This window comes from Nocardioides sp. Z22_16, assembly GCF_058134365.1.
Genome location: NZ_JBYTTI010000002.1, coordinates 448,753 through 467,201, shown reverse-complemented (window position 1 = coordinate 467,201; position 18,449 = coordinate 448,753). Strand labels below are relative to the sequence as shown.

The following is an 18,449-nucleotide window of genomic DNA, read 5'->3' as shown; positions in this document are numbered from 1 at the left end:
GACGGGCCGACCCTTCCGGACCGCTCAGGCCTCCGCGCGAGCAACCTTGCGCGAGTGGGCGAGACCGAGCAGGCCCAGGACCAGGAAGAGAGCAGCACCCACGAACGCGGCGATCGCGGCATACCCGGCGATGGTCCCGATCGTGGCGAACGCGTACCCGTACAGGAGCAGACCCCGCAGCGTGTTGCCCATGAACAGCGACTCCCGCAGCTCCATCCACGACTCAGCCTCAGCAACCTCGTCCTCGGTCGCCTCCGGGTTCGCCGAGACCTCAGCCATCTTCTCCCGACCGATGTTCGACGCCTCCTCGTAGGTCACCGGCTCACCGTCGTTGAGCGCCGCACCCTGACCGTTCATGTGCGCCAGGATGTAGTTGTCCGCGTAGGCCTTGGCCGCCGGACCGTTGTCCAACGTCTCCCCCGCGAACTCCTCCAACGCCTCACCATCGGCCTTGGTCAGACCACCGGCCTCCACCTGGCCGTCGATCGCCTCCTGCGTCGGCATCGTGATGTCCTGCGCCGAGAACTGATCCTCCACCTGCTCACCGATGAACGTGTTGGCCCACGTCAGCAGACCCCCCGCGATCACCAGCACCACAGCCAGCAACAGGCCGATCCCGGACAGAACCTTGTCGAGCGTTGCACGCATCTCGCCACTCCATTCATGAGGTGTTCGGACGTCCGGCCCACTCCGGATCGTCGACTACTACAGACAGTAGTAGATATCTACTACATTGGGTAGTAGATCCTGCGTGGCTGGGCGAGACACTGCTCACACCAGCCACAGCAGCCCCAACCTCCCCGCTCCGGAGGGCGCCGTCAAATCCTGCCCGGGCTCGGTCAGCGGACTTCGTCGAGGAGCGCTCGCTCGGCACCGATCGTGGTGTCGTCGCCGTGCCCGGTGTGCACCACGGTCTCGTCACCCAGGGGCCACAGCGCCCGCCGGATCGACTCCTCCAGCACCGTGCGGTCGCTGAACGAGCGCCCGGTGGCCCCCGGCCCACCCTGGAAGAGGGTGTCGCCGGTGAAGACGCACCCGAGCTCCGGAACGTGGAAGCAGACCGCACCGGGAGCGTGCCCCGGGGTGTGCAGCACCCGCATCACCGTCCCCGCCACCTCGATCTCCTGTCCGTCGGAGAGGTCGACGTCCCACAGCTGGTCGGGGTGGGTGAGCTCCCACAGCGGGCGCTCGTCGGGATGGAGCAGGATCGGCGCGACCACCCGCTCACGCAGGGCGGGCGCCACCCTCACGTGGTCGTCGTGGGCATGGGTGCAGGCGATGGCGCGCACCTTCCGGTCCCCCACCAGCGCCAGGATCGCCTCGACGTCGTGCGGGGCGTCGATCACCACGCACTCCGAGTCGTCCCCGACCACCCACACGTTGTTGTCCACCTGGTGGGTCTCACCGTCGAGGGAGAAGGTCCCCGAGACGACGGCATGGTCGATCCGCAGCCCGCTCACAGGACCACCACCGAGCGGAGCACGTCGCCGCCGTGCATCTTGGCGAAGGCCGCCTCGACGTCGTCGAGGCCGATCTCCTCGGTGACGAAGGCGTCCAGGTCGAGCCGCCCCTGCTGGTAGAGGTCCACCAACATCGGGAAGTCGCGTGACGGCAGGCAGTCGCCGTACCAGCTCGACTTGAGGGCGCCGCCGTGCCCGAAGACGTCGGCCAGCGGGATGTCGGGAATCCGCATGTCGGGGGTGGGCACGCCCACCAGCACGACCGTGCCGGCCAGGTCGCGGGCGTAGAAGGCCTGCCGCCAGGTCTCGGGGCGGCCGACGGCGTCGATCACCACGTCGGCTCCGTGGCCGTCGGTGAGCCGCCTGATCTCCTCGACCGCGTCGCTGCTCGAGCTGTCGACGACGTGCGTGGCGCCCAGCCCGCGAGCCCGCTCCAGCTTGCGGGGGTCGAGGTCGACCGCGATCACCTTGGCGGCGCCGGCGAGCGCCGAGCCCGCCACCGCGGCGGCGCCCACGCCTCCGCAGCCGATCACGGCGACCGACTTGCCGCGACCCACACCGCCGGTGTTGATCGCGGCCCCGATCCCCGCCATCACGCCGCAGCCCAGGAGTCCGACGGCCGCCGGCCGGGCGCTCGCGTCGACCTTGGTGCACTGGCCGGCGGCGACCAGGGTCTTCTCGGCGAAGGCGCCGATGCCCAGGGCGGGCGTGAGCTCGGTCCCGTCGGCCAGGGTCATCTTCTGGGTGGCGTTGTGCGTGGCGAAGCAGTACTGCGGCTCACCGCGGCGGCAGGCACGGCACTCCCCGCAGACGGCCCGCCAGTTGAGGACCACGAAGTCACCGGGCGCCACCTCGGTGACACCCTCCCCGACCTGCTCGACGATGCCGGCGGCCTCGTGGCCCAGCAGGAACGGGTAGTCGTCGTTGATGCCGCCCTCGCGGTAGTGCAGGTCGGTGTGGCAGACCCCGCAGGACTGCACCTTCACGAGCGCCTCACCCGGACCCGGATCCGGCACGTTGATCGTCTCCATCGTGACCGGCTCGCCCTTGGCGCGCGCCACCACTGCCCTGACCTGCTGCATCTGTCCTCCACGGTGCTCTACCTACGACCCCCCGTCACCGAGAGCCTGTCACAGCACGACAGGTCGGCCCGTCCCCGAGGGGACGGGCCGACCGTTCCGGACCGCTCAGGCCTCCGCGCGAGCAACCTTGCGCGAGTGGGCGAGACCGAGCAGGCCCAGGACCAGGAAGAGAGCAGCACCCACGAACGCGGCGATCGCGGCATACCCGGCGATGGTCCCGATCGTGGCGAACGCGTACCCGTACAGGAGCAGACCCCGCAGCGTGTTGCCCATGAACAGCGACTCCCGCAGCTCCATCCACGACTCAGCCTCAGCAACCTCGTCCTCGGTCGCCTCCGGGTTCGCCGAGACCTCAGCCATCTTCTCCCGACCGATGTTCGACGCCTCCTCGTAGGTCACCGGCTCACCGTCGTTGAGCGCCGCACCCTGACCGTTCATGTGCGCCAGGATGTAGTTGTCCGCGTAGGCCTTGGCCGCCGGACCGTTGTCCAACGTCTCCCCCGCGAACTCCTCCAACGCCTCACCATCGGCCTTGGTCAGACCACCGGCCTCCACCTGGCCGTCGATCGCCTCCTGCGTCGGCATCGTGATGTCCTGCGCCGAGAACTGATCCTCCACCTGCTCACCGATGAACGTGTTGGCCCACGTCAGCAGACCCCCCGCGATCACCAGCACCACAGCCAGCAACAGGCCGATCCCGGACAGAACCTTGTCGAGCGTTGCACGCATCTCGCCACTCCATTCATGAGGTGTTCGGACGTCCGGCCCACTCCGGATCGTCGACTACTACAGACAGTAGTAGACATCTACTACTTTGCGTAGTAGAACTCCCCGCCCGAGCACGAGACCCCGCTCACACCCCTGGGAGGCTCGGCGCACGGCCCGGAGGAGCGGTAACGTCTGACGGACCGCCGCGCCTCCCTCACCTGCGCAGAAACCCAGGTTTAGCCACCTGGCACGAGGGGAATACACGGCGCAGTCAGTCACGAGGGGGAAGGCGAGAACCGTGTCGCAGCAGCAAGTATTCGGTCTGGTCCCGTTCATGGGCCCGGTAGGCGCCGCGCTCGGCCTCATGCAGAAGGTCCAGGACGCCGTCGCCACCGTCGACAGCGCCCTCGACCTCCTCGAGGAGGCGTCGACGGAGATCAAGGCCACCGGCATGGCGCAGTTCGATCCGAGCCACTTCGGCGGCTCGTGGGCTGGCGCCAACCTCGGCAACCACGGGGCCAAGGCCCAGGCCAACGTGCTCCAGCAGCTGGACCAGCTGGCGACGGGGCTCAAGCAGTACCGCGAGGACCTGATCCTGAGCGCCAAGGACCTCAACCAGGCCGACGACGACGCGGCCGCGCAGGCGCGCGGTGTGGAGAGTCGTCTCGAGGCGTGCGTCGCACCCGACTTCAGCACCGACTCCGGTCGCGACCTCGATGCCTCGTGCGGCCCGGGGGGTGGTGCCTGATGACCGGACCGCAGCGCGCCAGGCTCCAGCAGGCCGTCCAGGGCGCCAAGGAGAACATCGTCTTCGACGTCGCCGGCGACTGGCGGTTGAAGGCCGACAAGCTCGAAGCCGTGGCCCAGAAGCTGGCCACCCTGGCCCCCTCCATGGCCGACCTGCCCATGCTCAAGACCGGGGCCGCGGTCCAGAGCGCGTTCCAGAAGACGTCGGAGGACATGCTGGCCCGGGTCGCCATCCTTCGCGACGGGCAGAAGGCGCTCATCCAGGCGCGTGACGCCCTCCAGCACGCTCAGGACATTCACGAGGGCCTGGCCAAGCAGCCGCTGACGTCTCCCGGCGCCTTCAGTCCCGACCCGACGTGGGACGCGGAGAAGACGCTCAAGAAGCAGATCCAGCACGGCGAGGACGTCTCCGCCTACGACAAGGCCTCGGCTGCCCAGGAGGCGGAGGCCGCCAAGGCCATGGAGCGTCTCACCACGGACTACGCGGCTGCCGCCGACGTGATGAAGAAGATCCACGGCGAGCCGGACCCCGTCTTCCCCCAAGAGCCTGCGGGCAACGGCGGGCCTGGTGGCCCGGGCGGGCCCTCCGTCCCGACCATCCCCGGCGGGTCCGGCGGGTCCGGCGGGTCCGGCGGGGGAGTCATCGAGGTGGGACCGCCCAAGCCGCCGCCGCCGAGCGGCCCGTGGCCGCCCGAGCCGCCGTTGCCACCGGAGGAGACACCTCAGCCCCCTGAGGAGACGCCCATCCCCCCGGAGAACACCCCCCGCCCGCCGGAGACGACCCCCGACGCTCCGGTGCCGTCGGGTCCGGAGCTGCCCAGGGGTCCCGTGGACCCGGGCGTGCGCGGAGGCGAGGCCGGCCCGGGCGGCGGACCTGTCGCGACGCCGGGAGCCCCCGGCGGCGGTGCCGTGCCCGGCGCGGGCTCGGCTCCGGCGGCCTCGGCGGGAGGCGGCGGTGGCGCTGGCATGGCCCCGATAGCAGCGGTGGGCAGGGGCGGAGCGCCCGTGGGGCCCGCGGCCGGGGCGCGGAGCGCCGGCGCGGCCAACGTGCGCCCCATCGGCTCCTCCACCCGCGCGGCCGGTGGTGCCACCCTGGGTCGCAGCTCGGCGGTCGGGGCACCGGGTGCCGCCGGGCGAGGCAGCGCACCCGCGAGCGGAACAGCCGCCCGCGGAGCCGGGGCCGCCGGCTCCGGAGCCCGCGGCGCAGCAGCCGGAGCCGGAGCCCGCGGCGCAGTAGCCGGAGCCGGAGCCCGGGGAGCAGCAGCCGGAGCCGGAGCCCGGGGAGCAGGAGCCCGCGGCGCAGCCGGATCCGCGGCCGGTCGCGGCGCGGCCGGGGCGGCTGGCGCAGGAGGCAGCCAGCGTGGCGGCAGCAAGAAGGGTGCCCAGGAGCGGGATCACCTGCTCACCGAGCAGGACTGGCTCGACGACGACGGGGTCGCTCCCGGCGTCCTGGAGTGAGCACCGCCAGCTGAGAGGCACAGGCCCGAACAATCGCCGCGCCCGGACCCGCAGGGGTCCGGGCGCGGCGCCGTTCCGGGCCGGCTTCGGTCTCGGTCAGGCGACGACCGTGGTGATCGGCTGGCTCGAGTCCGCGGGCAGGTCGAGCGACGAGGGCCCTCGCCCGCGGCGCACCAGCTCGGCGCCGAGCGCCGCCACCATCGCCCCGTTGTCGGTGCACAGGCCCGGACGCGGAACGCGGACCCTGATGCCCTTGGCCGCGGCCCGCTCCTGGGCCATGGCGCGGAGCCTCGAGTTCGCCGCGACGCCGCCGCCGATGAGGATGTCCTCGATGCCATGGGTGACGGCGGCGTCGAGGGCCTTGCGGGTCAGCACGTCGCAGACCGCCTCCTGGAACGAGGCGGCGACGTCCGCCACGTCCACCGTCTCCCCCGCGCGTTGCTTGGCCTCGACCCAGCGCGCCACGGAGGTCTTGAGCCCCGAGAAGGAGAAGTCGAACCGGTGCCGCTCGAGATCCCGCCGGGCCGTCAGCCCCCGGGGGAAGTCGATGGCCACGCTGTTGCCGCTGGCCGCGGCCCGGTCGATGTGCGGGCCTCCGGGGAAGGGCAGGCCCAGCAGCCGCGCGACCTTGTCGAAGGCCTCGCCCGCCGCGTCGTCGATGGTGGCGCCGAGGGGGTCGACGCCGGTGGTGACGTCCTCGACCTTGAGCAGGCTCGAGTGGCCGCCGGAGACCAGCAGCGCCAGGCAGGGCTCCGGCAGCGGGCCGTGCTCGAGCTGGTCGACGGCCACGTGCGCGGCCAGGTGGTTGACGCCGTACAACGGCTTCCCCAGACCGAGGGCGAGCGCCTTCGCGGCGGCGACCCCCACCAGGAGCGCCCCCGCGAGCCCGGGACCGCTCGTCACCGCGACCGCGTCGACGTCGTCCAGCCGGATGCCGGCGGTCTCGCAGGCCCGTTCCAGGGTCGGCACCATCGCCTCCAGGTGTGCGCGGCTGGCCACCTCGGGCACCACGCCACCGAAGCGGGCGTGCTCCTCGACGCTGCTGGCCACCTCGTCGGCCAGCAGCGTGTGCCCGCGCACGAGGCCGACCCCCGTCTCGTCGCAGGAGGTCTCGATGCCCAGTACCAGTGGCCCGTCGTTCATGGCTCCATCCTCTCCGATCCCTCCTGGGGCTCCCCGTCGGCCGTCGGGTCCAGGGCCCGCTCCAGCACGAGGGCGTCGGCCCCGTCGCGGTAGTAGCCACGGCGCACGTCGATCGGCGCGAAGCCGTGCCGGCGGTAGAACGCCCTCGCGCCGGCGTTCACGGCGCTGACCTCCAGGAGCATCCGGGCCGCTCCGTCGGTGCGGGCCGCCTGTGTGGCGGCCCGCAGCAGGCGGGCGGCCACCCCACCGCGCCGCCGGTCCTCCCGGACGCCGATGCGGAGCAGCTCGGCGAAGTCGCCGACCAGGCCGGTCAGCGCGAAGCCGACCACCTCGTCCTCGGCCGTCACCGCGACCCAGGCGCGTCGACCGGGCCCGCCGACGAGCTCCTCCCAGGCGGCGACGCCCCAGGCGTCGGCGCCGAAGAGCCCGGTCTCCAGCGCAGCCACCGCCGTCAGGTCGGCTGCGAGAAGGGGGCGGGTCCGGAGACCCGCGGGCGCTCCCTGAGATTCTGGCCGCTCGCTCACGAGACGGGCTTGGGGGCGTGCTGGACCACCGCGTCGGGCCTGCGCAGGTAGAGCGGCTCGGGATCGAGCAGCTCGGCCCGCTCCTCCGTCACCACCCGGGCCAGCCATCCGGCGCTGGGCCGGCGGGGCCCGACCCGGTTGCCGAACGCCTCGGGGTAGAGGTGGGCCCCCTCCCCCACCACCGGAAGCTCGGTCGCCACCTCCGCAGGCTTCGTCACCACGGGCCCTTCGACCCGGACGCCGTCGTCGTAGGAGGCGAGGTAGACCTCCTTGCGGCGGGCGTCGGTGGCCACCAGGAAGCGGCCGCTCACCGCCCCGCTCTCGGCGGCCTCCACGGCGAGGACGTCGAGGGTGCACACGGCGTAGACCGGAAGCTGGAGCACGTAGCCCAGGGTGCGCGCGGTGACCAGGCCGACACGCAGGCCCGTGAAGGGGCCCGGCCCGGCCCCGGCGGCGACGGCGGTGAGGTCCTGGCGCACCGCGCCCACGTCGGCCAGCACGGCCTCGATGAGGGGCGCCAGCTGCTCACCGTGCTTCATCGGCCGCTCCGAGAGACGCTCGGCCACCACCCGCTCCCCGTCATGCAGGGCGACGGTGACCAGGGGGGTGGCGGTGTCGAAGGCGAGCAGCACGCAGCCGAGGCTACCCGGCAGCCACGCCGGAGCTCAGCCGCGCACCCAGCGCAGGCTGACCTCGCGCGGGTCGAGTCCCGGTGTGCCTGGCGCGACGTCGTCTGCGAGCGCCCGGGTGATGCGCACCTCGAGCCGGCGCTCGGCGAGCACCTCGGCCAGGCCCTCTCCCCACTCCACCACGGTCACCGCGTCCTCGAGCGAGGCGTCGAGATCCAGGTCGTCGAGCTCCTCGAGGCCACCGAGACGGTAGGCGTCGACGTGCACCAGGTCGGGCCCGCCCACCAGGGAGGGGTGCACCCGGGCGATCACGAAGGTCGGGGAGGTGACCCCGCCACGCACCCCCAGTCCCTCGGCGAGGCCCTGGGTGAAGGTGGTCTTGCCCGCCCCCAGCTCCCCGCTGAGGACGAGCAGGTCCCCCGCCTCCAGCAGCGACCCGACCCGCGCACCCAGGGCCTGCATCTGCTCCCCGTCCGCGACCTGGTGGCGGGCCGGCAGGTCGTCCCCGAGCTCGACGTACGGCGGCTCACCGCCGCGCACGGTGAAGCCGCGGGCCTGCCAGAAGGCCAGGGTGCCGGGAAGCTCGCTGCGCGCCAGCACGGCGATCTCCTGCTGGGCGACCCCGGCGGCCCGGGCCTCCGCGAGCAGCGCGGCCGCGACGCCGCGCCCCTGGGCACCCGGGACCACCCCGAACCGGCGGAGGAAGAGGGTGTGGTCCCGGGGGTCTAGGAGCAGGGCGCCGACCGGGCGCCCGTCGAGCCGGGCCAGCACCCCGCGCCCGCGTCGCAGCCGCTCGGCGAGGCTCTGCTCGGTCTCGGCCAGCGCATCGGCGGGCGGGTCGAGCGGGGGGCGCGCCGAGAAGGCGGCCCGCACCACCGCGTGCACCTCGGCCGCTGCCTCGGCTCCGACCCGCTCGACGCTCAGCCCGGGGACGATCCCGCTCACGTGTCCCGCTCCTGGGCGAGCACCGCGGCTCGCCCGAAGAGCTCGTCGAGCTCCTTGTTGACCTCGTCGTGGCGCTCGAGGATCACCATGTGGCCGGCGCCCTCCGCCTCGAAGAGGTCGGAGCCCTGGATCCGCGCGTGCAGCTTGCGGCTGTGCCCGAGGCGGGTCATCCGGTCCTCGGTGCCGCAGATGATCGAGCAGGGGGCGCGCGAGAGGGTCTCCAGGTGCTCGAAGTGGTCCAGGCTGGCGAACGTCGGGTAGAAGTCGGCGACCACCTCGAAGGGCGTGCTGTCGATCATGCCGTAGACGAAGTCCACGTAGCTGCGAGGCACGTGGTCGCCGAAGGAGTAGCTGTCGATGATCACCTGGGCGACCCGGTGACCGGCGGACCGGACCCGGTCGACCACCAGGTGCCCGCGGTCCAGGACCCGCACCGCACGACCGACCGCGCGACCCCCGAGGCCGAGCGGCACCATGGGGAAGAGCACCCGCCCGGGGTCGAGCCCGCCGGCGGTGGTGGCGATCAGCGCGCTGCCCACGACCTTGTCACCGAAGAGCTCGGGGAACTGCTGGGCCATCGAGATGACGCTCATCCCGCCCATCGAGTGGCCCACCACGACGACCGGCCCGGGCGCGGTGGTCTCCACGACCCGCCGGAGGTCGCGTCCCAGCTGCTCCAGGTTGCAGTGCTCGCCGGCCGAGCGCCCCGAGCGGCCGTGGGAGCGCTGGTCGTAGAAGACCGTGCGGACCAGGCCGCGGTAGGCGGCGCGCTGGAAGTGCCAGGAGTCCAGGTTGAGGGTGAAGCCGTGGACGAAGACCACGGTCAGGTCGGGCTCGAGGCGGCTGGCGGGTTCGTCGACCTCGACGTGCAGGTCGACGCCGTCGTCGGCCACCACGCGCAGGCTCGGGGAGCGCAGCGAGCCGAGGGCGATCTCGTCGCCGGCCCCGCGACGGGCCATCAGCCGCTGCTGCCGGACCATCCGGGCGGCGCCGCCTGCCGCGGCCATGCCCAGGGCGCCTGCCGCGATCCCCCACGCCCTGCGGCCGACGCTCACGAGACCCCCTCGGCGCCGGGACGGCCGACGTGCCGGCGCGCCAGGCGGCCGCCCATCCGGGTGACCACCTCGTAGCTGATCGTGCCGATCGCCTCCGCCCACTCCTGCGCCGTGGGTTCACCCTCGGTGCCCGGCCCGAGCAGCACGAACGGCTCGCCCGCGGCGAGCGCCTCCCCGTCGAGGTCGACGAGCAGCTGGTCCATGCAGATCCGCCCGCGCAACGGGCGCCGCCGGCCGGCCACCCACACCTCGGCCCCGGGGCTGGCCGCCCGCGGCACGCCGTCGGCGTAGCCCACCGGCACCAGGCCCAGCGTGGTGTCCCGCTCGGCGACCCAGGTGTGCCCGTAGGAGACCCCGGCGCCCGCGGCGACCTCCTTGACCAGGGCGAGCCGGCCGCGGACCGTCATCGCGGGCACCAGACCCAGGTCGGGGAGCATCCGCCCGGTGTGGCCGGGGGCGGGGTCGAGGCCGTAGACGGCCAGGCCGCAGCGCACCAGGTCGTGGCGGGTGCCGGGATCGAGCAGGGCGGCGGCCGAGTTGGCGAGGTGCCGCACCTCGGGCTCCAGGCCCGCCTCCGCCGCGACGACCAGTGCCTCGGCGAAGACCGCCCGCTGAGCGGCGTTGGCCGGGTGCTCGGGCTCGTCGCTGGCCACCAGGTGCGACCAGATCCCGGTCACCCGGACCCGTCCGGCCAGCTCCTGCTCGCGCGCCGCCGCCACCAGCCGGGGCCACTCCACCGGCGTCGCCCCACCCCGGTGGAGGCCGGTGTCGATCTTGAGCTGCACCCGGGCGGCGCGGCCGACCCGCGCCGCGGCCGCGGCGATCTCCTCCAGCTGGGCCACGGAGTACGCCGTGAGGTCGACGGTCGCGGCCACCAGGTCGTCGTACTCCTCCCCCGGCACGGCGAGCCAGCACAGCAGGGGTCCTTCGTCGCCCGCCGCCCTCAGCGCCCTGGCCTCGTCGAGGGTCGCCACGCCCAGCCAGTCGGCGCCGGCCCGGCGCGCGGTCCGGGCGACCTCGAGCATCCCGTGCCCGTAGCCGTCGGCCTTGACCACCGCCATGAACGCCGCGGGGGCCACCTGGCGCCGCAGCAGGGTGACGTTGTGCGCGATGGCCCCGAGGTCGACGACGATCTCGGCACGCGCCGGGGCCGTCGGCTCAATCATGTCTGCGATTCTCCCACCCCGCTCGCAACGCCCGACACGACCCGCGGCACCGCGTGTGCGACGTCACTGGCCCGCAGCGGTCCGCCGGCCGAGGCGAGCTCCGCGGCCGCCCCGTGGAGCCAGGCGCCGACCGAGGCGGCGTCGAAGGGGTCCAGACCAGTGGCCAGCAGGGCTGCCACCACCCCGGTCAGCACGTCCCCCGCCCCGGCGGTGGCCAGCCACGGGGTGCCGGTGGTGTTGGTGCGCACCCGCCCCCCGGGCTCGGCCACCAGGGTCCGCCGGCCCTTGAGCAGCACCGTGGCACCCCAGCGGTCGGCAGCCTCGCGGACGTGTCGCAGCGGCGCCGCCTCCACCGGCTCCCGCCCGACCCCGAGCATCCGCGCCAGCTCGCCGGCGTGCGGGGTGAGCACCAGCCGGCCGCGCAGTGCGGGCGCCACGACGCCGGGCAGGTGGGCGAGGGCGTCAGCATCGACGACGACGGGCACGGCGTCCTCGGCTGCCTCCTCCAGGGTCGCGGTGAGCGCGGCGGCCGCCTCGTCGCCGCCCCCGGAGCCCACGCACCAGGCCTGCACCCGGCCGGCACCCACCACCTCGGGGAACGCGTCGCGGACCCGGTCGGCCACCGCGGCAGGGCCGACGTACCGCACCATCCCGGCCAGCCCGGAGGCCGCGCCGGCGACGCAGAGCAGGGCGGCGCCCGGGTAGGCGGCGGAGCCGGCCCGCACCCCGACCACGCCGCGGGTGTACTTGTGCGCGTGCGGGCCCGGGAGGCGGAGCAGCCGGGCCACGTCGACCGCCTCGAGCTCCTCGAGGGCCGGCGGGGGCAGGTCGAGCCCGAGTCCGACCAGCCGGACCGACCCGCAGGCCGAGGCAGCGGGGTCCACGAGGTGGGCCGGCTTGTGGGTGCCGAAGGTGACGGTGAGGTCGGCGCGCACGTGGGAGCCGGGCGTCTCGCCGGTGTCGACGTCGACGCCCGACGGGACGTCGACCGCGACGACCGGGACGCCGGCGAGCAGGCCCAGCACCGTCTCGGCCTCCCCCCGCAGGCCGGGCCGCCCCCCGATGCCCACGATCCCGTCGACGACCACGTCCACCTCGTCGCCGCGGGCGACCAGGACGGCCAGCTCCGCCGGCTCGAGCAGGCGGCCACCGGCGCCGCGGAGCGCGGCGAGCCCGGTGGGATGGACCCGCTCCGCCAACGGCACCGCCCAGACCTGCGCCCCGCGCCGGGCCAGGGCCGCCCCGGCCCACAGCGCGTCGCCGCCGTTGTCGCCCGGCCCCACGAGCAGCACCAGCCGGCGCCCGTAGGCGCCGCCGAGGAACTGGGTCACCGCCGCCGCCAGCCCGGCCGCGGCGCGCGCCATCAGGGCCCCCTCGGGGAGCGCGGCGAGGCGGTCCGCCTCGGCGGCCCGGACGTCGGCGACCGGGTGAGCCCCGCGCATCTCAGCCCTCCAGCACGACGACGGCCGAGGCGATCCCGGCGTCGTGGGAGAGCGAGACGTGGATCCGGTCCACCCCGAGCTCGGCGGCGCGCTTCGCGACGGTGCCCCGGATCTCGAAGCGCGGCCGACCGGTCTCCTCCGAGACGATCTCGGCGTCGTGCCACGCCATCCCCACCGGCGCGCCCAGCGCCTTGGCCAGGGCCTCCTTGGCGGCGAAGCGGGCAGCCAGCGAGGCCGGGGGCCGGGTCGCCTCTCCCGCGGTGAAGAGCCGGTCGCGCAGACCGGGGGTGCGCTGCAGCGAGGCCTCGAACCGCGCCACGTCGGCGACGTCGATGCCCACCCCGATCACGGCCACGACAGCGCCTACTCGACCGTGACGGACTTGGCCAGGTTGCGGGGCTGGTCCACGTCGTGGCCCATCACCGTGGCGAGCTCGCAGGCGAAGAGCTGGAGCGGCACCACCGCGACCAGCGGCTGGAGCAGCACCGGGACCCGGGGCAGCCTGATCAGCTCGTCGGCGTACGGCGTGATCGACTCGTCGCCCTCCTCGGCCAGGCAGATCGTCCGGGCCCCCCGCGCGCGCACCTCCTGGATCCCGCTCAGCATCTTGTCGTGCAGCTGGTCGCGACCCCGGGGCGGCACGATGCACAGCACCGGGAGCCCCTCCTCGATCAGGGCGATGGGGCCGTGCTTCAGCTCGCCGGCGGCGAACCCCTCGGCGTGGATGTAGGCCAGCTCCTTGAGCTTCAGCGCCCCCTCCAGGGCCACCGGGTAGCCGGCGTGGCGCCCCAGGAAGAGCACGGAGCGGGTGTCGACGTGGTCGCGCGCCAGCGCGTAGACCTGCTCGTGCAGGTCGAGCACGGTCTGGATGTGCGTCGGCATCTCGTCCAGCTGGTCGAGCACCTCGCCGATCTCGTCGCCGTACCGGGTGCCCTTCACCTGCGCGAGGTAGAGGGCCAGCAGGTAGCAGGCGATGAGCTGGGTCAGGTAGCCCTTGGTGGAGGCCACCCCGATCTCCGGGCCGGCGTGGGTGTAGATGACGCCGTCGGACTCGCGCGGGATGGTGGAGCCGTTGGTGTTGCAGATCGCCAGCACCTTGGAGCGCTGCACCCGCGCGTGCCGGATCGCCTGCAGGGTGTCGGCGGTCTCGCCGGACTGGCTGATCGCGACCACCAGGGTGGAGTGGGTCAGGATCGGGTCGCGGTAGCGGAACTCGCTGGCCAGCTCGACCTCGACCGGGATCCGGGTCCAGTGCTCGATGGCGTACTTGGCCACCATGCCGGCGTAGAAGGACGTGCCGGCCGCGATGACGATGATCTTGTCGATCTCGCGCAGCTCGTCGTCGGAGAGGCGCATCTCGTCGAGCTGGAGCAGCCCGTCGACGTCGCGTCGGCCCAGCAGCGAGTCGGCGACCGCACGGGGCTGCTCGAAGATCTCCTTGCGCATGAACCAGTCGTGACCGTCCTTCTCGGCGGCCGTCAGGTCCCAGTCGACGTGGTACTGGACGCCCTCGGCGGGACTGCCGTCGAAGCCGGTCACCTGCACGCCGTCGCGGGTGATCGTGACGACCTGGTCCTGACCGAGCTCGAGCGCCTCCCGGGTGTGCTCGATGAAGGCCGCGACGTCGGAGCCGAGGAAGTTCTCGCCCTCGCCCAGGCCCACCACCAACGGGGAGTTGCGCCGCGCGGCCACCACCCGGTCGGGGTCCTGGCCGTCAAGCGCCACCAGGGTGAAGGCCCCCTCCAGGCGGCCACAGACCCGCTGCATGGCCGTGGTCAGGTCCTGGCCCGCCACCACCTCGAGCTCGAGCAGGTGGGCGACGATCTCGGTGTCGGTCTCCGAGAGCATCTCGTGGCCGGCCGCCTCCAGCTCGGTGCGCAGCTGGGCGAAGTTCTCGATGATCCCGTTGTGCACGACCGCGAGCCGGCCGGTCCGGCCCAGGTGCGGGTGGGCGTTCGGGTCGTTGGGCGCGCCGTGGGTGGCCCACCGGGTGTGCCCGATGCCGGTCGTCGAGGACGGCAACGGGCTCTCCTCGAGCGCCTTCTCCAGGTTGACCAGCTTGCCCGCCTTCTTGGCCCAGGCCACCGTCCCCTGGTCGACCAGGGCGATCCCCGCGGAGTCGTAACCGCGGTACTCGAGCCGGCGAAGGCCCTCGATCACCACGTCCTGAGCCTGACGGGTACCGACGTACCCCACGATTCCGCACATGGCCGGTGAGTCTAGTGCGCGCACCCTTTGCAACAATGCCGACCATGTCTGTGACCGGCGACGAGTCCTCGCCGTACGTCGAGCTCGATCGCGCCGCGTGGGCGTCGCTGGCACCGGCGGCAGACAACCCGCTCATGCCCGAGGAGATCGACCGGCTCCGAGGCCTGGGCGACTCCCTCGACCTCGGCGAGGTCGAGCAGGTCTACCTGCCGCTCTCGCGCCTGCTCTCGATGTACGTGGAGAGCGCCGGACGGCTGCACCGCAAGCAGGAGGCGTTCCTGCACCGCCGCCACCCTCCCCGGACCCCCTTCGTGATCGGCATCGCGGGCTCCGTGGCGGTCGGGAAGTCGACCACGGCCCGGGTGCTGCAGCAGATGCTGGCGCACTGGCCGGAGCACCCGAACGTGGCGCTGGTGACCACCGACGGCTTCCTGCTCCCCAACGCCGAGCTCGAGCGCCGCGGTCTGCTGCAGCGCAAGGGGTTCCCCGAGTCCTACGACCGGCGGGCGCTGCTGAAGTTCGTGGTGGACATCAAGTCCGGCCGCGACGAGGTGGAGGCGCCGACCTACTCCCACCTGGTCTACGACGTGATCCCGGGCGAGAAGGTCGTGGTCAAGCGACCCGACATCGTGATCGTCGAGGGCCTCAACGTGCTCCAGCCGGCCCGGGTCCGCGACGACGGCCGCACCGGACTCGCGGTCAGCGACTTCTTCGACTTCAGCGTCTACGTGGACGCCGCCACCTCCGACATCCGGCGCTGGTACGTCGAGCGGTTCCTGCGGCTGCGCGAGACCGCCTTCCGCGATCCGGGCTCCTACTTCAGCAAGTACGCCTCGCTCACCCACGAGGAGGCCGAGGCCGAGGCGCGCCGGATCTGGGACACCATCAACGGCCCCAACCTCGACCGGAACGTGCTGCCCACCCGCAGCCGGGCCACCCTGGTGCTGCGCAAGGACGTCGACCACTCCGTGCGCTACGTGCGGCTCCGCAAGCTCTGAACCGCCGGCCACAGCAGCACCGCGACCGCCGGCAAGATCGCCACGGCGAAGGCCACCCCGCCGTCCACGCCGCTGGCCGCGTTGACCGCCGCGTACAGCAGCACCGCCAGCGCCGCCAGTACCGGCACCGCGCCCGCGGCGTGCACGAGGAGGCGCCGGGGCTGCCCGTCGGGGACCAGGCTGCCCACGACCGCCAGGAGGACCACCAGCGCCAGCACCGGCAGGCCGAAGAACGACGCGAGCATGGTCGCCGCGAAGCCGTAGCCGAAGGTCTCGGTGGTGTCCTCCAGGGCCCAGGAGTCGACGCGCCAGCCCGCCAGCACGAAGAGGCCGATCCCGGCGGCCGTGCAGAGCACGGGGAGCCAGCACTCCGCCCGCCCGGTGCTCGGACGGGTGCTGCCGGTGGGTGCGGGCTGGCTCATGCGCCCCACCCTCCACCGGCCGGACGGCGGGCGCATCCGCCGCCGTACTCAGCCCCCGCCCACGGCGAGGGTCAGCGGGCGAGCTGGCGGCGGACGACCTCGGCGAGCCGCTGGGCGACCTGCTCGGCCTCGTCGGCGGAGGGGGCCTCGACCATGACCCGCACCAGCGCCTCGGTGCCCGAGGGGCGGAGCAGGACCCGGCCCCGGTCGCCGAGGAGTGCCTCCTCCTCCGCGATGGCGGCGGCGAGGACGGCGTCGTCGTCGGCGCGGGACTTGTCGACGTCGGGCACGTTGACCAGCACCTGCGGCAGGCGGACCATCACCGCGGCGAGGTTGGCCAGGGAGCGGCCGGTGCTGGCCATCCGCTCCATCACGTGCAGCGCGGTGAGGATGCCGTCGCCGGTGGTCGCGTGGTCGCTGAGGATCACGTGACCGGACTGCTCGCCGCCGAGGGTGTAGCCGGAGACCTTCATCGCCTCCAGGACGTAGCGGTCGCCGACCTTGGTCTGGCGCACCCCGATCCCGTTGTCGCGCATGGCCTGGACGAAGCCCAGGTTGCTCATCACGGTGGCCACGACCGTGTCGCGGGCCAGCAGGCCTCGCTCGCGCATCGCCAGCGCCAGGATGGCGAGGAGCTGGTCGCCGTCGACGACGTTGCCCTCGTGGTCGACGGCCAGGCAGCGGTCGGAGTCGCCGTCGAGCGCGAACCCGGCGTCGGCGCCGTGCTGGACCACGGCAGCCTGCAGCGACTCCAGGTGGGTCGAGCCGCACTGGTCGTTGATGTTGGTGCCGTCGGGATCGGCGTGGATGGCGATCACCTTGGCTCCGGCCGCCTCCAGCGCCCGAGGGCCGGCGGCGAAGGCCGCCCCCTCGGCGCAGTCGAGGACGACGGTGAGCCCCTCCAGGGGGTTCTCCAGGGTGCTCACCAGGTGGGTGGCGTACTCCTCCACGGCGGTCTCGTGGATCCGCACGCGGCCGACGCCGGCGCCGGTGGGGCGGGTCCAGGACTCGCCCATCCGCTGCTCGATGGCCACCTCGATGGCGTCGTCGAGCTTGTTGCCGCCTCGGGCCAGGAACTTGATGCCGTTGTCGGGCATCGGGTTGTGGGAGGCCGACAGCATGACGCCGAGATCGGCACCGAGGGCGGAGGTCAGGTAGGCGACGCCCGGGGTCGGCAGGACGCCGAGCAGCAGCACGTCGACGCCTGCCGAGGCGAGCCCGGCCACGACGGCCGCCTCGAGGAACTGCCCGGAGATCCGGGTGTCCCGGCCCACCACCGCCAGGGGTCGCGCGGCGTCGTCGCCCTCGAACTGCTTCAGCTCGACGAGGACGTGCGCCGCGGACACCGAGAGGTCCAGGGCCAGCTCAGCGGTCAGTTGACCGTTGGCCAGGCCCCGGACCCCGTCGGTGCCGAAGAGTCGCTTCGAGGGAGACTCCACAGGCAGCGATCAGCGCTTGCTGAACTGCGGTGCCTTGCGGGCCTTCTTGAGACCGGCCTTCTTGCGCTCGATGACACGGGCGTCGCGGGTCAGCAGCCCGGCCTTCTTGAGCGACGGGCGGTTGGTCTCCTCGTCGATCTCGTTGAGGCAGCGGGCCACGCCGAGGCGGAGCGCGCCGGCCTGGCCGGTGATGCCACCGCCGTGGATCCGGGCGATGACGTCGAAGCGGCCCTCGAGCTGCAGGTTGGTGAAGGGCTCGTTGACGACCTGCTGGTGCAGCTTGTTGGGGAAGTAGGAGTCCAGGGTGCGGCCGTTGACGGTCCACTCCCCCGTGCCGGGCACGATGCGGACGCGGGCCACGGCCTCCTTGCGCCGGCCGGTGGCCTGCGCGGGGGCGATGGTCGCGGGACGCAGCGGCGCGTCGGCCGATGGGGCCGACTCGGAGCTGTAGGCGACGCCCTGCTCGTTGGTCTCGAAGGTCTCCTCGACCTCGGTCGGGTTGTTCTCGGTGGTCTCAGCCACGGTAATTCCTCACTCGTCCTTGAAAATTACTGGGAGACCTGGGTGATCTCGAACGGCTTGGCCTGCTGGGCCACGTGCGGGTGGTCGGGACCCGCGTAGACCTTCAGCTTCTTCAGGATCTGGCGGCCGAGCCGGTTCTTGGGGAGCATGCCCCAGACCGCGTTCTCGATCGCCTTGCGGGCGTCCTTCTCCAGCAGCTCGCCGAACGGCGTGGCGGAGAGACCGCCCGGGTAGCCGGAGTGGCGGTAGGCCATCTTGGTGACCTTCTTGTTGCCGGACAGGGCCACCTTGCTCGCGTTGACGATGATGACGAAGTCACCCATGTCCATGTGCGGCGCGAAGGTGGGCTTGTGCTTGCCCCGCAGGAGGTTGGCGGTCTGGACGGCGAGGCGTCCCAGGACCACGTCAGTGGCATCGATGACGAGCCACTCGCGCTGGATGTCAGCGGGCTTCGGGCTGTACGTACGCACGGCGAGAACCTTCTCGTTCGTAGGTCCGACC

The 18,449-nt window shown here is 73.0% G+C and carries 20 protein-coding genes; 3 read left to right on the top strand and 17 right to left on the bottom strand.

Annotated elements, in window-relative coordinates; genetic code table 11:
* Positions 1 to 24: 24 nt before the first annotated feature.
* The 4 genes from AC3X7R_RS06540 to AC3X7R_RS06525 all read right to left on the bottom strand — a co-directional run bounded on the left by AC3X7R_RS06540 (position 25) and on the right by AC3X7R_RS06525 (position 3,271).
* Positions 25 to 648 (bottom strand): hypothetical protein, encoded by a 624-nt coding sequence (locus AC3X7R_RS06540; RefSeq protein WP_489964762.1) that lies wholly within the window; start codon positions 646 to 648, stop codon positions 25 to 27.
* 191 nt (positions 649 to 839) lie between these two features.
* Positions 840 to 1,451 (bottom strand): MBL fold metallo-hydrolase, encoded by a 612-nt coding sequence (locus AC3X7R_RS06535; protein WP_489965134.1) that lies wholly within the window; start codon positions 1,449 to 1,451, stop codon positions 840 to 842.
* Positions 1,452 to 1,456: 5 nt separating this feature from the next.
* Positions 1,457 to 2,542 carry an S-(hydroxymethyl)mycothiol dehydrogenase gene (locus tag AC3X7R_RS06530; RefSeq protein WP_489964763.1) on the bottom strand — a complete coding sequence of 362 codons (1,086 nt, stop codon included), beginning with the start codon at positions 2,540 to 2,542 and terminating at the stop codon, positions 1,457 to 1,459.
* A gap of 105 nt (positions 2,543 to 2,647) precedes the next feature.
* Complete coding sequence (locus AC3X7R_RS06525; RefSeq protein ID WP_489964762.1) at positions 2,648 to 3,271, bottom strand: hypothetical protein; 624 nt, start codon at positions 3,269 to 3,271, stop codon at positions 2,648 to 2,650.
* A gap of 277 nt (positions 3,272 to 3,548) precedes the next feature.
* Between AC3X7R_RS06525 and AC3X7R_RS06520 the strand changes: the two genes are divergently transcribed.
* Together AC3X7R_RS06520 and AC3X7R_RS06515 are read left to right on the top strand one after the other, a co-directional pair.
* Positions 3,549 to 3,998, top strand: a complete 450-nt coding sequence (locus AC3X7R_RS06520) for a hypothetical protein (RefSeq protein ID WP_489964761.1) — start codon at positions 3,549 to 3,551, stop codon at positions 3,996 to 3,998.
* On the top strand, positions 3,998 to 5,455 hold the full coding sequence (locus AC3X7R_RS06515; RefSeq protein WP_489964760.1) for a hypothetical protein: 1,458 nt from the start codon (positions 3,998 to 4,000) through the stop codon (positions 5,453 to 5,455). The genes AC3X7R_RS06520 and AC3X7R_RS06515 overlap by 1 nt, the downstream gene beginning before the upstream one ends.
* A 96-nt stretch (positions 5,456 to 5,551) precedes the next feature.
* Here the strand turns inward: AC3X7R_RS06515 and tsaD are convergent, their stop codons facing one another.
* The 9 genes from tsaD to glmS form a co-directional block, all read right to left on the bottom strand.
* The gene (gene tsaD, locus AC3X7R_RS06510) at positions 5,552 to 6,598 is read right to left on the bottom strand and encodes a tRNA (adenosine(37)-N6)-threonylcarbamoyltransferase complex transferase subunit TsaD (RefSeq protein WP_489964759.1); all 1,047 of its coding nucleotides are present in this window, start codon (positions 6,596 to 6,598) and stop codon (positions 5,552 to 5,554) included.
* The gene (locus tag AC3X7R_RS06505; RefSeq protein WP_489964758.1) at positions 6,595 to 7,044 is read right to left on the bottom strand and encodes a GNAT family N-acetyltransferase; all 450 of its coding nucleotides are present in this window, start codon (positions 7,042 to 7,044) and stop codon (positions 6,595 to 6,597) included. Before AC3X7R_RS06505 ends, tsaD begins: the two co-directional genes overlap by 4 nt.
* Positions 7,045 to 7,118: 74 nt before the next feature.
* On the bottom strand, positions 7,119 to 7,754 hold the full coding sequence (tsaB, locus tag AC3X7R_RS06500) for a tRNA (adenosine(37)-N6)-threonylcarbamoyltransferase complex dimerization subunit type 1 TsaB (protein ID WP_489964757.1): 636 nt from the start codon (positions 7,752 to 7,754) through the stop codon (positions 7,119 to 7,121).
* A 33-nt stretch (positions 7,755 to 7,787) separates the two neighbouring features.
* Complete coding sequence (gene tsaE / locus AC3X7R_RS06495) at positions 7,788 to 8,696, bottom strand: tRNA (adenosine(37)-N6)-threonylcarbamoyltransferase complex ATPase subunit type 1 TsaE (RefSeq protein ID WP_489964756.1); 909 nt, start codon at positions 8,694 to 8,696, stop codon at positions 7,788 to 7,790.
* Entirely contained in the window at positions 8,693 to 9,751 is a 1,059-nt protein-coding gene (locus tag AC3X7R_RS06490) for an alpha/beta fold hydrolase (RefSeq protein WP_489964755.1), read from the bottom strand. The genes tsaE and AC3X7R_RS06490 overlap by 4 nt, the downstream gene beginning before the upstream one ends.
* Positions 9,748 to 10,917, bottom strand: coding sequence for an alanine racemase (alr, locus tag AC3X7R_RS06485; protein ID WP_489964754.1), 1,170 nt, complete (start codon positions 10,915 to 10,917; stop codon positions 9,748 to 9,750). The genes AC3X7R_RS06490 and alr overlap by 4 nt, the downstream gene beginning before the upstream one ends.
* Positions 10,914 to 12,359 carry an NAD(P)H-hydrate dehydratase gene (locus tag AC3X7R_RS06480; RefSeq protein WP_489964753.1) on the bottom strand — a complete coding sequence of 482 codons (1,446 nt, stop codon included), beginning with the start codon at positions 12,357 to 12,359 and terminating at the stop codon, positions 10,914 to 10,916. Before AC3X7R_RS06480 ends, alr begins: the two co-directional genes overlap by 4 nt.
* Position 12,360: 1 nt before the next feature.
* Entirely contained in the window at positions 12,361 to 12,714 is a 354-nt protein-coding gene (locus AC3X7R_RS06475) for a holo-ACP synthase (RefSeq protein WP_489964752.1), read from the bottom strand.
* 8 nt (positions 12,715 to 12,722) lie between these two features.
* Positions 12,723 to 14,567 (bottom strand): glutamine--fructose-6-phosphate transaminase (isomerizing), encoded by a 1,845-nt coding sequence (gene glmS, locus AC3X7R_RS06470; protein ID WP_489964751.1) that lies wholly within the window; start codon positions 14,565 to 14,567, stop codon positions 12,723 to 12,725.
* 44 nt (positions 14,568 to 14,611) lie between these two features.
* Here glmS and coaA point away from each other — a divergent pair, with 44 nt between their 5' ends.
* Positions 14,612 to 15,565 (top strand): type I pantothenate kinase, encoded by a 954-nt coding sequence (gene coaA, locus AC3X7R_RS06465; RefSeq protein ID WP_489964750.1) that lies wholly within the window; start codon positions 14,612 to 14,614, stop codon positions 15,563 to 15,565.
* Here coaA and AC3X7R_RS06460 read toward each other — a convergent pair.
* The 4 genes from AC3X7R_RS06460 to rplM all read right to left on the bottom strand — a co-directional run bounded on the left by AC3X7R_RS06460 (position 15,541) and on the right by rplM (position 18,418).
* The gene (locus AC3X7R_RS06460) at positions 15,541 to 15,987 is read right to left on the bottom strand and encodes a hypothetical protein (RefSeq protein ID WP_489964749.1); all 447 of its coding nucleotides are present in this window, start codon (positions 15,985 to 15,987) and stop codon (positions 15,541 to 15,543) included. The two genes, coaA and AC3X7R_RS06460, sit on opposite strands and share 25 nt — an antisense overlap.
* 71 nt (positions 15,988 to 16,058) lie before the next feature.
* Positions 16,059 to 17,426: a phosphoglucosamine mutase gene (gene glmM / locus AC3X7R_RS06455; protein ID WP_489964748.1), complete on the bottom strand. Its 1,368-nt coding sequence runs from the start codon at positions 17,424 to 17,426 to the stop codon at positions 16,059 to 16,061.
* A gap of 9 nt (positions 17,427 to 17,435) precedes the next feature.
* Positions 17,436 to 17,948 carry a 30S ribosomal protein S9 gene (rpsI, locus tag AC3X7R_RS06450; protein ID WP_489964747.1) on the bottom strand — a complete coding sequence of 171 codons (513 nt, stop codon included), beginning with the start codon at positions 17,946 to 17,948 and terminating at the stop codon, positions 17,436 to 17,438.
* Between the two features lie 26 nt (positions 17,949 to 17,974).
* Positions 17,975 to 18,418, bottom strand: a complete 444-nt coding sequence (gene rplM / locus AC3X7R_RS06445) for a 50S ribosomal protein L13 (RefSeq protein WP_489964746.1) — start codon at positions 18,416 to 18,418, stop codon at positions 17,975 to 17,977.
* Positions 18,419 to 18,449 lie beyond the last annotated feature (31 nt).

Bases quoted from the DNA above. Each gene is read 5' to 3' on its own strand.
- AC3X7R_RS06540 (WP_489964762.1), bottom strand. From the start codon at position 648: ATGCGTGCAACGCTCGACAAGGTTCTGTCCGGGATCGGCCTGTTGCTG.
- AC3X7R_RS06530 (WP_489964763.1), bottom strand. From the start codon at position 2,542: ATGCAGCAGGTCAGGGCAGTGGTGGCGCGCGCCAAGGGCGAGCCGGTC.
- AC3X7R_RS06525 (WP_489964762.1), bottom strand. From the start codon at position 3,271: ATGCGTGCAACGCTCGACAAGGTTCTGTCCGGGATCGGCCTGTTGCTG.
- AC3X7R_RS06515 (WP_489964760.1), top strand. From the start codon at position 3,998: ATGACCGGACCGCAGCGCGCCAGGCTCCAGCAGGCCGTCCAGGGCGCC.
- tsaD (WP_489964759.1), bottom strand. From the start codon at position 6,598: ATGAACGACGGGCCACTGGTACTGGGCATCGAGACCTCCTGCGACGAG.
- alr (WP_489964754.1), bottom strand. From the start codon at position 10,917: ATGATTGAGCCGACGGCCCCGGCGCGTGCCGAGATCGTCGTCGACCTC.
- AC3X7R_RS06480 (WP_489964753.1), bottom strand. From the start codon at position 12,359: ATGCGCGGGGCTCACCCGGTCGCCGACGTCCGGGCCGCCGAGGCGGAC.
- glmS (WP_489964751.1), bottom strand. From the start codon at position 14,567: ATGTGCGGAATCGTGGGGTACGTCGGTACCCGTCAGGCTCAGGACGTG.
- coaA (WP_489964750.1), top strand. From the start codon at position 14,612: ATGTCTGTGACCGGCGACGAGTCCTCGCCGTACGTCGAGCTCGATCGC.
- AC3X7R_RS06460 (WP_489964749.1), bottom strand. From the start codon at position 15,987: ATGAGCCAGCCCGCACCCACCGGCAGCACCCGTCCGAGCACCGGGCGG.